Origin of the sequence: Geodermatophilus sp. CPCC 205506 (genome assembly GCF_051383635.1) — a bacterium.
Lineage (GTDB): Bacteria > Actinomycetota > Actinomycetes > Mycobacteriales > Geodermatophilaceae > Geodermatophilus.
In genome coordinates, this window is the sequence record NZ_JALPKP010000023.1 from 33365 (window position 1) to 48346 (window position 14982).

Annotated in this window: 14 protein-coding genes; 12 read left to right on the plus strand and 2 right to left on the minus strand. The window is 75.1% G+C overall.

Annotation, left to right across the window (positions count from 1 at the left end; translation table 11 throughout):
• Window positions 1-10 precede the first annotated feature (10 nt).
• Window positions 11-1642 carry a glycoside hydrolase family 13 protein gene (locus MY520_RS14575; protein ID WP_436692908.1) on the minus strand — a complete coding sequence of 544 codons (1632 nt, stop codon included), beginning with the start codon at window positions 1640-1642 and terminating at the stop codon, window positions 11-13.
• Between the two features lie 98 nt (window positions 1643-1740).
• Between MY520_RS14575 and MY520_RS14580 the strand changes: the two genes are divergently transcribed.
• Entirely contained in the window at window positions 1741-2895 is a 1155-nt protein-coding gene (locus tag MY520_RS14580) for an acyl-CoA dehydrogenase family protein (RefSeq protein WP_436692909.1), read from the plus strand.
• A gap of 149 nt (window positions 2896-3044) precedes the next feature.
• Here the strand turns inward: MY520_RS14580 and MY520_RS14585 are convergent, their stop codons facing one another.
• On the minus strand, window positions 3045-4274 hold the full coding sequence (locus MY520_RS14585) for a multidrug effflux MFS transporter (RefSeq protein WP_436692911.1): 1230 nt from the start codon (window positions 4272-4274) through the stop codon (window positions 3045-3047).
• 164 nt (window positions 4275-4438) lie between these two features.
• On the opposite strand from MY520_RS14585, the gene MY520_RS14590 reads away from it, so the two are divergent.
• From MY520_RS14590 to MY520_RS14640, 11 genes are all read left to right on the plus strand, one after another.
• Complete coding sequence (locus MY520_RS14590) at window positions 4439-5401, plus strand: isocitrate lyase/PEP mutase family protein (protein WP_436692913.1); 963 nt, start codon at window positions 4439-4441, stop codon at window positions 5399-5401.
• Window positions 5398-6798 (plus strand): FAD-dependent oxidoreductase, encoded by a 1401-nt coding sequence (locus MY520_RS14595; protein WP_436692914.1) that lies wholly within the window; start codon window positions 5398-5400, stop codon window positions 6796-6798. The genes MY520_RS14590 and MY520_RS14595 overlap by 4 nt, the downstream gene beginning before the upstream one ends.
• Window positions 6795-7565 (plus strand): SDR family NAD(P)-dependent oxidoreductase, encoded by a 771-nt coding sequence (locus MY520_RS14600; RefSeq protein WP_436692916.1) that lies wholly within the window; start codon window positions 6795-6797, stop codon window positions 7563-7565. Before MY520_RS14595 ends, MY520_RS14600 begins: the two co-directional genes overlap by 4 nt.
• 44 nt (window positions 7566-7609) lie before the next feature.
• Window positions 7610-8203, plus strand: a complete 594-nt coding sequence (locus tag MY520_RS14605) for a cysteine hydrolase family protein (RefSeq protein ID WP_436692917.1) — start codon at window positions 7610-7612, stop codon at window positions 8201-8203.
• Entirely contained in the window at window positions 8203-8538 is a 336-nt protein-coding gene (locus MY520_RS14610) for an FAD-dependent oxidoreductase (protein WP_436692919.1), read from the plus strand. The genes MY520_RS14605 and MY520_RS14610 overlap by 1 nt, the downstream gene beginning before the upstream one ends.
• Before the next feature lie 21 nt (window positions 8539-8559).
• On the plus strand, window positions 8560-9675 hold the full coding sequence (locus MY520_RS14615) for an FAD-binding protein (protein ID WP_436692921.1): 1116 nt from the start codon (window positions 8560-8562) through the stop codon (window positions 9673-9675).
• 1 nt (window position 9676) lies between these two features.
• A complete protein-coding gene (locus MY520_RS14620) occupies window positions 9677-10501 on the plus strand; it encodes an aspartate/glutamate racemase family protein (RefSeq protein ID WP_436692922.1) in 825 nt (274 codons plus the stop codon).
• A complete protein-coding gene (locus MY520_RS14625; RefSeq protein WP_436692924.1) occupies window positions 10498-11826 on the plus strand; it encodes an FAD-dependent oxidoreductase in 1329 nt (442 codons plus the stop codon). Before MY520_RS14620 ends, MY520_RS14625 begins: the two co-directional genes overlap by 4 nt.
• Window positions 11827-11923: 97 nt before the next feature.
• Entirely contained in the window at window positions 11924-12790 is an 867-nt protein-coding gene (locus tag MY520_RS14630) for an alpha/beta fold hydrolase (protein ID WP_436692926.1), read from the plus strand.
• Between the two features lie 83 nt (window positions 12791-12873).
• Window positions 12874-13659, plus strand: a complete 786-nt coding sequence (locus MY520_RS14635; protein ID WP_436692928.1) for an N-acyl homoserine lactonase family protein — start codon at window positions 12874-12876, stop codon at window positions 13657-13659.
• Window positions 13660-13780: 121 nt separating this feature from the next.
• Window positions 13781-14947, plus strand: coding sequence for an acyl-CoA dehydrogenase family protein (locus tag MY520_RS14640; RefSeq protein ID WP_436692930.1), 1167 nt, complete (start codon window positions 13781-13783; stop codon window positions 14945-14947).
• Window positions 14948-14982 lie beyond the last annotated feature (35 nt).

Genomic DNA, 14982 nt, shown 5'->3' on the forward strand with positions numbered 1-14982 from the left:
TACCGCGCGGTCAGTGCTCGACCAGCCAGACGGCGGTGTTCGGCGGCAGTGCGACGCTGCCGGCCGAGTGGTGCACGTGCGCCGTCGAGGCCATCAGCAGGGTGCCGCGGCAGCGGACCAGCACCGTCTCGGCGCCCATGTTGACCACGCACCGCACCGTCTCGTCGGCGCCGACCGAGCGGACCGTCAGGACGTCGCCCTGCGTGCTCACCGTCGCCTCGCCGGAGCTGAACGCCGGGTGGGCCTTGCGGACAGCCAGCGCCTGCCGGTGCAGGTGCAGCATCGAGCCGGTGTGCTCGGCCTGCCGGGAGACGGCGTAGCGGCGCCACTCCGGCGGGACCGGCAGCCACGGGTCCTGGGCGCCGTCGGGGGAGAAGCCGACCCCGGGGGTGGAGTTCCACGGCATCGGGACGCGGCAGCCGTCCCGGCCGGCCCGGGCCCCGCCGCTGCGCAGGAAGATCGGGTCCTTCTTGGCCTCGTCGGGGACGGTGGCCTGGGGCAGCCCCAGCTCGTCACCGGCGTAGAGGTAGGCCGAGCCCGGCAGGGCCAGCATCAGCAGCGCGGCCGCGCGGGCGCGCGCGGCGCCAACCGGCCCGCCGCCGAAGCGGGTGACCTGGCGCTCCTTGTCGTGGTTGCCGAGCACCCAGGAGACCGGCGCGCCGACCTGCCCGTAGGCCGCCAGGGCGCCGGAGATCGCCTCGGCGAACGAGCCGGTCTCCCACGACGACTTCAGCAGCCGGAACGACAGCGCCTGGTGCATCTCGTCGGGCCGCGAGTACAGCGCCACCTGGTCCAGGTCGGCCAGGCAGACCTCGCCGACCAGCATCGTGTCGGGGTACTCGTCGCAGATCTCGCGCCAGCGCCGCCACACGTCGTGCACCTCGGGCTGGTTCCAGGTCATCGCCTGCTCCGGTCCGTGGCCGAAGAGGGTGGGGGCGTAGAAGCCGGGATTGTCCCGCAGCGCGGCGTCCTTGAAGAGGCCGTAGGCGACGTCGACGCGGAAGCCGCTCACCCCCCGGTCGAGCCAGAACCGCAGGGTGCGCTCGAAGTCGGCCGCGACGGCCGGGTCCCGCCAGTTGAGGTCGGGCTGCTCGGGGGCGAACAGGTGCAGGTACCACCGGCCGTCGGGGGTGCGCGACCAGGCCGGCCCGCCGAAGAGGGACTGCCAGTTGTTCGGCGGCTCCTCCGACGGCGGCGCGAAGTGGTAGCGCGCGGCCTCGGGTGAGTCGGGGTCGGCGAGCGCCGTCCGGAACCACGCGTGCTGGTCGGAGGTGTGGTTGGGAACGACGTCGAGCAGCACCCGCAGGCCCACCCGGCGGGCGTCGTCCACCAGCGCCTCGAGCTCGCTGACGTCGCCGTACTCCGGGTCGACGGCGCGGTAGTCGATGACGTCGTACCCGCCGTCGGCACCGCCGGAGGGGTAGTGCGGGTTGATCCAGACCGCGTCCACGCCCAGCCAGGCCAGGTAGGGCAGCTTGCTGCGCAGACCGGCCAGGTCGCCGATGCCGTCGCCGTCGCTGTCGGCGAACGAGCGCAGGTAGACCTGGTAGACGACGGCGCTGCGCCACCAGGGTGACGGAGCGGGGGCGAGGGCGATCCGGCGCTGGATCGAGGTGCTCGCGGTGGAGAGGCGGCGTGCCATGTGGGCACTATCGGCAGTCTCACGGCACGTCGCGTGTGTCATGGATCACGAAGTACGCCCGTTCTCCTGGCGAACTTCGCCAACAGAGGAGGCTGTCCATGGGAGTTGCGCCGGACCAGGAGCTGGTCGACATGGTCGCCGCCTTCGTCGACGAGCAGGTCCGCCCGCGTGTCCGCGAGTTCGAGCGGGACGACGTGTACCCCGAGCCGCTGATCGAGGCGATGAAGCAGCTCGGCTTCTTCGGGCTGCTCGTGCCGGAGGAGTACGGCGGCACCGGGCTCGGGACGCCGGCCTTCGCACGGGTCAGCGCCGAGCTCGCGCGCGGCTGGATGAGCCTGGCCGGCGCCATCGGCGGCCACTCGGTGGTCGCCTACCTGCTGACCCGCTTCGGCACCGACGAGCAGCGGCAGCGGTACCTGCCGGGCATGGCCGACGGCTCGCTGCGCGCCACGATGGCCCTCACCGAACCGGGTGGCGGCAGCGACCTGCAGGCCATGCGGACCGTCGCCCGGCCCGACGGCGGCGACCTCGTCGTCACCGGCTCGAAGACCTGGATCTCCAACGCCGCGCACGCCGGCCTGTTCGCGCTGCTGTGCAAGACCGACGCCGACGCGCGGCCCCGGCACGCCGGCATCAGCGTGCTGCTGGTGGAGCCCGCCCCCGGCCTGACCGTCTCGCCCGGCCTGCCCAAGCTCGGCTACCGGGGGGTGGAGGCCTGCGAGGTCGCCCTCGACGGGGTCCGGGTGCCGGCCGGCCGGGTGCTCGGTGGCGTGCCCGGCCACGGATGGGCGCAGATGATGTCCGGCCTCGAGGTGGGCCGGATCCAGGTGGCCGCCCGCGCGGTCGGAGTGGCCCAGGCCGCGCTGGACGACGCGGTGCGCTACAGCCAGGAGCGGGAGACCTTCGGGCGGCCGATCTGGCAGCACCAGGCGGTCGGCAACCTCATCGCCGACATGGCCACCAAGGTGCGGGCGGCCCGCCTGATGACGGTCGACGCGGCGGAGCGCTTCGACTCCGGCGAGCGCAGCGACCTGGAGGCCGGGATGGCCAAGCTGTTCGCCTCCGAGGTCGCCGCGCAGGTCACCCTCGACGCGCTGCGGGTGCACGGCGGCTACGGCTACTCCAAGGAGTACGACGTGGAGCGGTACTACCGCGACGCGCCGCTGATGATCGTCGGCGAGGGGACCAACGAGATCCAGCGCAACGTCATCGCCGCGCAGGTCATCGCCCGCAACCGCATCGACGGACGCTGAACGCCGTCGTCCTCGGGGGCCGTCGTCCTCGGAGGGCCATCGTGGCCACTTCGGCCCTGGCTGGGGCCGGCCGACCTCACCGGGGCGCCGCCGGACCCGCGCTGTAGCGCGAGGACGGCGACCACACCGCGGGTCCGGTCCCGGCCCGACTAGGGCGTCGCGGGCGACAGCACCGCCTCCGGCACGGCCGCCGGCTCGGGGCGACGCCACGGCCGGACGACGGTGAGGACGAGGGCCAGCGAGAGGGCGCTCGTCGTGAGCATCGTCGCGGCCATCACCGTCCCGGTGGTGCCGAGCAGCGAGGCCACCGGCGGCAGCACGGCGCCGACGCCGAACGAGGTCATCCCGAGCAGCGCCGCGGCGGACCCGGCCGACGACGCGTGCGGCCCCAGCGCGAGCGCGGTGTTGTTCGCCCCGATCCCGCCGACGCAGGTGATGACGAGGAACAGCGGCACGAGCAGCGCGGCCAGGTGGCCGGTGAGGGCGCCGGCGACCAGCGCCGCCGCGGCCGTGACGATGGCGGCCAGCGCGACGACCAGCAGCCGCGCCGGGCCCAGGCGCATGACGAGCGCGCCGTTGAGCTGGGCGCCGAGCACCAGGCCGACCGCGTTGGCGGCGAACACCAGCGAGAAGCCCTGCGGGCCCAGGCCGTACTCCTCCTGCAGCACGAACGAGCTCATCGAGATGTAGGCGAACAGCGTCGCGCCGTGCAGCCCGCTCACGGCCATGTGGCCCGCGAAGGTCCGGTCGGTGACCAGGCCGCCCAGCTGGCGCAGCTGGGCGCGGGATCCCGTGGTGTGCCGCGCGGCCGGCGGCAGCGTCTCGGGCAGGGCGGCGCGCGACCCCAGCAGGATCAGCGCGCCGATCACCGCCAGCGCCACGAACAGCCCCCGCCAGTCGGCGAACCGCAGGATCTGGCCGCCGACCACCGGGGCGACCACCGGCGCCAGCCCGAAGACCAGCATGAGCTGGGAGAACACCTGCGCGGCCCGGCGTCCCTCGAACAGGTCGCGCACCACGGCCCGCGCGATGACGATGCCCGCCCCGCCGGCCAGGCCCTGCACGAAGCGGAGCGCCAGCAGCAGCCAGACCGACGTCGCCAGCGCGCACAGCGCGGAGGTCAGCACGAACAGCGCCACCCCGGCCAGCAGCGGACGGCGGCGGCCCAGCCGGTCGCTGAGCGGTCCGGCGACCAGCTGCCCGAGGGCCAGGCCCACCAGGCAGGTCGCCATCGTCGCCTGCGCCAGCGAGGGGGAGGTGCCCAGCACCCGCGCCATGTCCGGCAGGCCCGGCAGGTAGAGGTCGGTGGACAGCGGCCCGAAGGCGGTCAGCGCGCCGAGGACCAGGTACAGGCTGCGGCGGGTCCGCGGGTGCGCCATGGAGCTCCTGTCGTCGTCGGGTCGTTGCCCAGGTCAACAGTCTCCCCGGCGCGGGACCCCGGCGAGCGCGCCGTCCCGGACGGCGGAACGCGGTCGTTGTCCGGGACGGCACCGCCGGTCAGGGTCGGGCCAGCTCAGCCGCCCCGACCCCCAGGAGACGATCCGTGCCCCCCTCGCCCGACGGCGTGCCCCTGCCGTCCGACCTCGTCGGCATCGGCCCGGCCCGCAGCGCGCACGACCGGCGCACCGCGCTTCGCGCCGCGCTGGCCGACGCGCGCGCCACCGGCCGGCCGCTGGTCGTGCCCGGGGTGACCGACGCCGCCGGGCTGCGCCTGGTCCAGCAGGCCGGCTTCGGCGCCGCCTACGCCACCGGTGCGGGCCTGGCCAACGCCGTCCACGGCCTGCCCGACGTCGGCCTGGTGACCCTGCCCGAGGTGGTCGAGCACGTCGGCCGCCTCGGCCTCGCCGCCGACCTGCCGCTCGTCGTGGACGCCGACACGGGGTACGGCGGGCCGCTGTCGGCGATGCGGGCGGTCCGGCTGCTGGAGCGCGCCGGGGCCGCGGCGATCCAGCTCGAGGACCAGGAGATGCCCAAGCGCTGCGGGCACTTCGACAGCCACCGGCTCATCCCCGCCGAGCACATGCAGGCCAAGCTGCAGGCCGCCCGCGACGCCCGGGAGGACGACGCCCTGGTGCTCGTCGCCCGCACCGACGCCCGCAGCGCCGAGGGCATCGACGAGGCGATCCGCCGCGGCGCGGCCTACGTCGAGGCCGGCGCCGACGTGCTGTTCGTCGAGGCTCCCCGCACCGTCGAGGAGCTGGCGCGGGTCGGCCGCGAGCTGGCCGGGGTGCCGCTGGTGGTCAACGTCGTCGAGGGCGGCAAGACCCCCGAGCTGAGCGTGGAGGCGTACGGCGACCTCGGTTTCTCCTTCGTGCTGTACGCCAACTTCGTCATGCGCGCCGCGCTCCGGGCCGCCGCCGACGCGCTCGCCCACCTGGCCGCCGAGGGCGAGACCCGCTCCTACAGCGACCGGATCGCCGCCTGGCACGTGCGCCAGGAGCTGTTCCACCTGCCCGCCTACCAGGCCGCGGAGCGGCACTACGACCGGCCGTGGGCGTCCCGGTGAGCGCAGCCCCGGGACCCGGCTACGACGTCGTCGTGGTCGGCGGCGGCCTGGCCGGGTGCGCCGCGCTGCTGTCGGCCGCCGAGCAGGGCGCCCGCGCGGTGCTGCTGGAGCGCCGGGAGGAGACCGGCGGCAGCACCGTCCTGTCCGCCGGGCTGTCGGCCTTCGCCGGCACCGACGAGCAGGCCGCCCAGGGCATCGCGGACTCCGCCGACCTGCTGCGCGCCGACCTCCTGACCACCGGGCACCACGTCAACGACCCTGCCCTCGTCGACGCCTACTGCGCGCACCAGGAGGAGACCTACCGCTGGTTCCGGGGCCTGGGGATCCGCTACGGCACGGTGCACGCCGCCGCCGGGCAGAGCGTGCCGCGCTCGCACCCCACCGACACCCGCCGGCTGCTCGACGTGCTCACCGCCCGCGCCGCCGAGCTCGGCGCCCCCGTGGTCACCGGAGTGCGGGTGCGCCGGCTGCTCACCGAGGACGGCCGGGTCACCGGGGTCGAGGCGGAGACCGGCGACGGCGTCGTCGAGGTGCGCGCGGCGGCCGTCGTCCTCGCGACCGGCGGCTTCTCGCAGAACCCGGAGCTGCTGGCCCGGTTCGCCCCGCAGATGCGGCTGGCCCGCCGCGAGGGTGGAGCGGGCAGCCAGGGCGACGGCCTGCTCATGGGGATGAAGCTCGGCGCCGGCGTCGTCGACACGCCCTACGTCAAGGGCACCTACGGCATCTACCCCGAGGACGTCCCGGGGGAGCGCGGCACCGGCATCCTCGCCGTCTACAAGGGCGCGATCGCGGTCAACCGGGAGGGACGGCGGTTCGTCGACGAGTCCCGGCCGTACAAGGAGCTGGGCGACGCGAGCCTGGCCCAGCCCGGCGGCGTCACCTACCAGGTCTTCGACGCCGGGGTGATGGCCCGCAGCGACGACGAGACGCCGATCTACGACTTCGCCGCCCGCGAGCGCAGCGGCCTGCTGACCGTCGCCGACGGCCTGCCCGAGCTGGCCGACGCGCTGGGCCTGCCCGCCGCGGAGCTGGTGGCCACCGTCGAGCGGTACGACGCGGCGATCGACGCCGGGACCCCCGACGAGCAGGGCCGGGTGCACCTCTCCGGCGGCGTGGGGGAGCGGGTCCCGCTGCGGACGCCGCCGTTCTACGCCCAGCCGAGCACGACCGTCGTGCTGGCCACGTACTGCGGGCTCACCGTCGACCCGACGTGCGCCGTCCGCGACGTGTTCGGCGACCCGATCCCCGGCCTGCTGGCCGCGGGCGAGGTGGTCGGCGGCTTCCACGGAGGCGGCTACATGACCGGCACGTCGATCGGGAAGAGCGGCGTCTTCGGGCGGATCGCCGGCCGCACCGCCGCCGCCCTGGCCCGCGCCGCCACGGTGGGCGCCCGGTGAGCGCCGACCCGTTCGACCTCACCGGGCAGGTGGCGGTGGTCGTCGGCGCCGCCGCCGGGGGTCTCGGCGAGCGGGCCGTGCTCGCGCTGGCCGGCCGCGGCGCGCGGGTGGTCGCCGCCGACGTCGCCGCACGCAAGGACGACCTCGCCACCACCGCCGAGCGCGCCCCGGGCACCGGGACCGCCGAGTGCGACGTCACCGACGAGGCCTCGGTGGAGGCGCTCTTCGACGACGTCCTCGCCCGGCACGGCCGGCTCGACGTCCTGGTCAACGCCGCCGGCGTGATGCTGCGCAAGGGCTACGACGAGACGACGCTCGAGGAGTTCGAGCGGGTGGTCCGGGTCAACCTCACCGGCACCTGGCTGCTCGGCCGGGCCGCCGGACGGCGGATGGCGGCGCTGGGCGCCGGACGGATCGTCAACCTCACCACCGTCTACGCCGAGCGGGTCGGGCCGGTGCCCGAGTCGGCCTACTACGCCTCGAAGGCCGGCGTCGTGAACGTGACCCGGGCGCTGGCCGCGGAGCTGGGCCCCTCGGGGGTCACCGTCAACTGCCTGGCGCCGGCGGTCTTCTACCCCACCGCGATGACCGCTCCGCTGGCCGCCGACCCCGAGCGGCTGGAGTGGTTCGCCGCCCGCACCATGCTCGGCCGGCTCGGCGACCCCGAGCGCGACCTCGACGGCCCGCTGCTGCTGCTCGCCTCACCCGCCTCGGCCTACGTCACCGGCCAGGTCGTCTACGTCGACGGCGGCTGGTCCGCGTGGTGACCGGCCCGCCGAACCCCACCCCCCGAGAGGACAGGACCCTCCTGATGACCCGACCCGACACCGCGCTGCTGCTCCTGGACTACCAGGTGGCGCTGTGCGAGCACGGCCCGCTCGGCCGCATGCCGGTGCTGGCCGACCAGGTCGCCGAGCGCAAGGTCGTCCAGACCGCCGCCGAGGTGCTCGCCGCCGCCCGCGCGGCCGGCCTGTTCGTCGCGCACGTGCGCCTGGCGTTCGACCCCACCTACGCGCTGCGCACCAACCGGCTCCCGCGCTTCGACGCCTATCCGCAGGGCCGGGCCATGCTGGCCGGCTCCCCGGAGGCCGCGATCGTCGCCGACCTCGCGCCGATCGACGGCGAGCCGGTGGTGGACAAGGGCTGCGTGGACCCCTTCGTCGGCACCCCGCTGCTGCACGTCCTGCACGCGGAAGGCATCCGCACGCTGGTCCTCGGCGGGGTCGCCACCAACCTGGTCGTGGAGTCCGCGGCCCGGCACGCCGGCGACGCCGGGTTCCAGGTGGTCGTCGTCGAGGACATGTGCGCCTCGTTCTCACCGGCCGCGCACGAGTTCGCGGTCACCACGACCCTGCCGCTGTTCGCCGCGGTCCGGTCGGCCGCCGACGTGGTGGGTGCCCTGTGATGGCACAGACGTACGACGTGGTGGTGGTCGGGGCCGGGGTCGCCGGACTGACCGCGGCCGTCGCCGCCTCGCAAGAGGGGGCGCGGGTCGTCGTCCTCGAGCGGGCGCCGGAGGCCGAGAGCGGCGGCAACACCCGCTACACCGAGGCCTTCCTGCGGATGCGCTCGCTGGACGAGGCCGCCGACGGGCTCGAGGAGACGCTGCTCGGGGACGTCATGGGCCACCCGGACCCGGGCCTCGTGATCGAGACGACCCGCGACGCGGCCCGCCGCTCCGGGCTCACCCGCGGCTCGCACGTCGTCGACCCCGACTACGTGGAGACCTTCGCCGAGTAGGCCGGGCCCACGCTGCGCTGGATGACCACGCACGGGCTGCGCTTCGAGCAGCTGCCCACCCCGTTCCTCACCACCTCGACCACCCGGTGGGCGCCGGTGGGCGGCGGGCTGGCGATCGTGGAGACGCTCGGCGCGGCGGCCCGGGAGGCCGGCGTCGAGTTCCGCTTCCGCACCACCGCCCGCGCGCTCGTCGTGGAGGACGGCGTGGTCACCGGCGTCGAGACGACGACGCCCGACGGCCCGGTGCGCCACCGCGGCGCCGTCGTCCTGGCCTGCGGCGGGTTCCAGGGCAACGCCGAGATGATGGCCCGCTACACCGGCGAGCGGGCGCTGACCACCCGGCCGGTCGCCCGCGGCGGCAACTGGAACAAGGGCGAGGGCATCGAGATGGCGCTGGCCGCCGGCGCGGCCACGGCCGGCAACTTCGCGCTCTTCCACGCCGAACCGGTCGACCCGCGCTCCGGCGAGCCCGAGGCGGCGGTCTTCTGCTTCCCCTACGGCATCCTCGTCAACGCCGACGGGGAGCGGTTCGTCGACGAGGCCCGCGGCCCGGTCGACGCCTGGTACGAGCGGGTCACCCGGGTCATCCAGGCGCAGCCGGACGGCGTCGCGTACGTCGTCCTCGACGCGCGGGGGACGGCGGTGCCCAACCTCCGCTCGGCGATCCGCACCGACCAGCCGGCGATCACCGCGGCGTCGATCGCCGAGCTCGCCGCGAGGCTCGACGTCCCGGCCGACCGGCTGCAGGCCACGGTGGACGCCTACAACGCCGCCTGCCCCGACGGCGCCTTCGACCCGGCGGTGCCCGACGGGCTGGCCACGTGGGGGCTGACGCCGGCCAAGTCGAACTGGGGCACCCCGATCGCGCAGGCGCCGTTCACCGCGCTGCCGATCATGGCCGCGAACGTCTTCACCTTCGGCGGCCTGAAGGTGACCCCGCGCTCGGAGGTGGTCGACCGCGACGGCGACCCCATCCCGGGGCTGTACGCCGCCGGGGAGCTCACCGGCCTCTACTACTCCAACTACACCGGCTCGACGTCGGTGCTGCGCGGCGCGGTGTTCGGCCGGATCGCCGGGCAGCAGGCCGCGTCTCACCGCAGGGACGCCGAGCTGCTGGCCGCCGTCGGGGAGGCCTGAGATGCGGATCTGGCACCAGAGCTTCACCGTGCTCGACGACGTCCCGCACTACCGGGACGCCCTGCAGCGCCACCTGGACGCCGTCGCGGGCCCGGGCACCACGGTGGACCTGCACGGGATGCGGCCGGGCACCTATCCCTCGGACTACCCGGGCACGCACATCGGCTACGCCTACCTCTCCGGGCTGCACCGGGAGCAGTTCGTCGGCGCGGCGCTGCAGGCACAGGACGAGGGCTACGACGCCTTCCTCATCGCCACCGTGCCCGACACCGGCTACGAGGAGGTGCGCACGCTCGTCGACATCCCGGTCGTCGCGTTCGGGCACACCTCGGTGCTGGTCGCCGCGACGCTCGGCGACTGCGTGGGCATCGTGAACTTCATCGGGGCGCTCGAGCCGCAGCTGCGCCGCAACCTGCGGACCTACCGGCTCGACCAGGTCGTCGGCCCGATCGCCCAGGTGGACGCCCGGTTCACCGACGTGATGGCGGCCTACGCCGACCCGGAGCCGCTGGTCGAGGCGTTCACCGCCGCCGCCCGGGAGGTGGTCGACCAGGGAGCCACGGTGATCGTGCCGGGGGAGGGGCCGCTCAACGTGTTCCTCGCCGACCAGGGCGTCGCCCGGGTCGACGAGGTGCCGGTCCTCGACTCGATCGGCACCTGCCTGCAGGTGGCCGAGCTGCGCGCCGCGCAGTACCGCCGCACCGGGCTGCGGCCCTCCCGCCGCGGCTTCCACCACGCCCAGCCACCCCGCGCGCTGGTCGACGCGGCCCGCGACTTCTACGGCACCGGCCGCACCGCCGCCCCCGTCGTCCCGGTCCGACCATGACCGAGACCGTGGAGGTCGACGTCGCGGTCGTCGGGGCCGGCGGCTTCGGCACGATGACCGCGCTGCGCGCCGGCCGGCACCCCGGCCTGACCGTCGCGGTGTTCGACAAGGACCTGCGCGACGGCAGCAACTCGGCGATCTCCAGCGGCAGCCTGGCCGCCGGCGGCACCCGCTTCCAGCGCGAGCTGGGGATCGAGGACTCCCCGGAGCAGCACGCCGGGGAGATCCTGGCCGCCAGCGGCGACGAGGAGGCGCGGGAGCTGGTCCTCGCGCTGTGCCGGGCGGCGCCGGAGTACGTGGAGTGGATCGCCGACGCCCTCGGCTACCCGGTCGAGCTGGGCACCGACATGCCGCGGGCGGGGATGTCGGTGCCGCGGCTGCACACCGACGTCGGCCGGCGCGGCGGCGGCCGGCTGATGGCGCACCTGCGCGCTGCGCTGGCCGGGCTGCCGGGCGTCGCGGTCGTGGACGGCGCGCCCGCGGTCGGCCTGCTCACCGGCGGCGCGGGCGTCACCGGCGTCGTCGTCGAGCAGAACGGCGCCCGCCAGGAGGTGCGCGCCGGCACCGTCGTCCTCGCCTGCGACGGGTTCGGCGCCAACCCCGAGCTCATGCGCGAGCACTGCGCCGCGCTGGGCGAGCCGTTCTTCGGGGGCACCAGCGCCAGCACGGGCGACGCCGTCCCGTGGCTGCGGGAGCTCGGCGCCGCGTTCGGCAACATGTCCGCCTGCCTCCGGCACGGGCTGGTGGTCGCCGGGCACGGCACCCGGCTCAACCCGGCGCTGCCCTTCCTCGGGGCGGTCCTCGTCGACGCCGGCGGACGGCGGTTCGTCGACGAGACCGCGTACGGCTACTCCGGCCTGGCCGGCGTGCTGCGGGGCGTGCCGGGGGAGCGGGCCGTGCTGCTGTGGGACCAGCGGGCGATGGACGCCGCCGCGGAGTCCGAGCTGATGCGCGAGTCGGTGCGGGCCGGTGCCTTCGGCCGCTTCGAGAGCCCGACCGCCGTCGCCGCCGCGCTCGGCCTGCCCGCCGACGTCCTCGCCGGCTCCCTCGCGGAGCCGCGGCCCGGCCGGCCGCTGGAGGGCACGGTCCTCCACGCGGCCTGGGTGACCCACGGTGTGCTCACCACCCAGGGCGGGGCCCGCATCGACCCCCGCGGCCGGGTGCTGTGCACCGACGGGTCCACCGTGCCCGGCCTGCGCGCCGGCGGGGGGACGGCGGTCGGCCTGGCCGGCCCCGACTCGGCCGGCTACTCCTCCGGCAACGGCCTGCTGGCGGCGCTCGGGATGGGCTGGATCGTCGGCTCCGAGCTCGCCGCCCGGCGCTGAGGGCGGCGTCCCGCCGGGTGGCACGGCGCGCTTCCCCGGCTCGCCGGTCCCTCGTTGGATCGAGCTGCACGCCACCGACACCCAGGGAGCCGCCGACATGGCCACGCCGCAGACGAGCCCGGAGCCGACCGACGAGGGCACCAGCCGCTACGTCCGGACGCGCAGCTGGAAGATCCACTACAACGAGGCCGGCGAGGGCACGCCGCTGATCCTGCTGCACGGCAGCGGGGCCGGGGCCACCGGCTGGAGCAACTTCCGGCCCAACATCGGCCCGCTGTCGGAGCGCTTCCGCGTGCTCGCCGTCGACGCCCCCGGTTGGGGCCGGTCCGACGCCTCGACCCCCGACGTCTACGACCACCCCAACGCGGTGCTCGAGTTCATGGACGCCCTGGAGATCGAGAAGGCGGCGCTGGTCGGCAACTCGATGGGCGGCATGACGGCGGTGACCTTCGCCGCCCGCCACCCGGACCGGATCAGCCACCTGATCACCATGGGGCCGGGCAGCTTCTTCTCCGTGCCGCCCCTGTTCAGCCCCGGCGACGGGCCCAGCGAGGGGCTCAAGGTCCTCGCCGAGGGGTACCGGAACCCGACGCCGGAGACGATGAAGCGGCTGGTCGAGATCATGACCTTCGCGCCGGAGTTCGCCACCGACGAGCTGGCCAGGATCCGGGCGGACGCCGCCGCGGCGCGCCCCGACCACCTGGCCAACTGGATCACCGGCATGGCCGGCGGCGGCCCGGTGCGCACCGTGGCCACCCCCGAGCAGATCACCTCCATCCAGACCCCGGCTCTGCTGATCCACGGCCGCGACGACCGGGTGGTGCACTTCGAGCACTCGCTGCGGCTGGTCTCGATGATCCGGAACTCGCGGCTGGTGCTGCTCAACCGGTGCGGGCACTGGGCGCAGATCGAGCACGCCGCCGAGTTCAACCGGCTCGTGGCCGACTTCGTTCGCAACGCCTGAGCCGTGCGCCTGGTCTCCTACCGGCCGGCGGGGGCTCCCGGGGCGGCCGACGCCGTCCCGGGAGCGTCGGCCCGGGCGGCCCGGTGAGCGCCGCGGTGTACGAGGTCTACGCGATCAAGTTCGCCGAGGACCCGGGCGCGGTGCGCGGCTCGCACTTCTACGGTCCCGAGCCACGCCCGCTGGAGAGCCACCCCACCGACTACTTCGTCTGGCTGGCCCGCTCGGCCGAGCACGTGGTCCTCGTCGACGCCGGCTACACCGCGGCCACCGCGCAGCGGCGCAACCGCCGCTACCTCGCCTCCCCGGTCGACACCCTGCGCCGGCTCGGCGTCGCCCCGGCCGACGTCGGCACCCTGGTGGTCAGCCACCTGCACTGGGACCACATCGGGCAGGTCGCCGACTTCCCGGACGCGACGGTCGTCGTCCAGGAGCGGGAGACGCAGTTCGTGGCCGGCCGGTGGGCCGGCCGCGGCGACTTCCGCCGCACCCTGGAACCCGACGACGTGGTGCACGTGCTGCGCCGTGCGTGGGACGGCGGCGCGCGGATCGTCGACGGCGACGTCGAGCTGGTGCCCGGGGTCTCGGTGCACCTGGTCGGCGGGCACACGCCGGGCACCCAGGTGACCCGGGTGCGGACGGCGGAGGGCTGGGTGGTGCTCGCCTCCGACGCCGCCCACTTCTACGAGAACATCCGGTCCGACCGGCCGTTCTCCATCGTCAACAGCCTCCCGGGCATGTACGCGGCGTTCGACCGGATCAGCGAGCTGGCCGACTCGCCGCACCTGGTGGTGCCCGGTCACGACCCCGAGGTGATGGCCGCCTTCCCGGCCGTGCCCGGGCTCGAGGGCCTCGCCGTCCGGGTCGCGTGACCGCTCTGGACCGGCCGTTCCGGCAGGCGGCACCGCTTCCTACCGCCCCGTCCGGAACCGGGGACACGATCGGCCGCGTCGGTCGCCTTGACCGTCACCCACCCGGATCGGAGGACGAACGATGCACGAGGTCCTGGAGCGTGTCGAGGAGATCGCCGACTACCTCGAGTCGCACGCCGCGGAGGCGGAGCAGGAGGGGCGCCTCCCGCAGGAGACGGCGCAGAAGCTCCGCGAGGCCGGGGTGATCCGGATGCTCCAGCCCAAGGACTACGGCGGCTTCGAGGCCACCCCCGCCGAGTTCTTCGAGACCGTGCTCGCCGTCGGTGCCCGCAACCCGGCCGCAGGCTGGGTCGCCGGCGTCGTCGGCGTCCACCCCTGGCAGCTCGGCCAGTTCCCGGTCAAGCTGCAGGACGAGCTGTGGGGCGAGGACCCGGACACCTGGATCGCCTCCCCGTACGCGCCGCTCGGGCGGGCCACGCCGGTCGAGGGCGGCTACCTGTTCAGCGGCCGGTGGCCGTTCTCCTCGGGCACCGACAACTGCGACTGGATCATCCTCGGCGGGCTGGTGACCGACGGGGCCGGGAACATCGCCAACCCCACGCCGCGGCACTTCGTCCTGCCGCGCGGGGACTACACGATCCACCACGACTCGTGGGAGGTCGTGGGCCTGCGCGGCACCGGCTCCAAGGACGTCTCCGTCGACGACGTGTTCGTCCCCGAGTACCGGGTCGGCGCGCTGGAGCGGTTCGACCACGGCGTCCAGGCCCGCGAGGTCGGGCGGGAGCAGCCGCTCTACGCCATCCCGTTCGGTTCGATCTTCCCGGCCGCGATCAACGCCGGCACCCTCGGGATGGCCGAGGGTGCGCTGGCCGCGTTCGTCGCCTACTCGCGCACCCGGATCACGGTGAAGGGCGGGACGACGACCAACGACCCGGCGCACCTGTCCACGCTGGGCGAGGCGGCCGCGGACATCGCGGCCAGCCGGGTGCACTTTCTCGACGACTGGAAGCGCGCCATGGACGTCGTCGAGCGCGGCGAGCACCTGAGCGACGAGTTCCGGCTGGAGCTCCGTCGCAACGGGGTGCGGGCCGTGCGCCGGTCCATCGACGCCGTCGACCGGCTCTTCGCCCACTCCGGCGGCGGGTCGCTGCGGCTCAGCCAGCCGATGCAGCGGTTCTGGCGGGACTGCCACGCCGGCCTGGTGCACGTCTGCAACGTCGCCGACCCGATGTACCAGGCCTACGGGCTCAAGCTGTTCGGCTACGAACCGGACCCCTTCGGCTGGTGACCCGGCTCCCGCCCCGCGACCGGGACCGGCCGCGG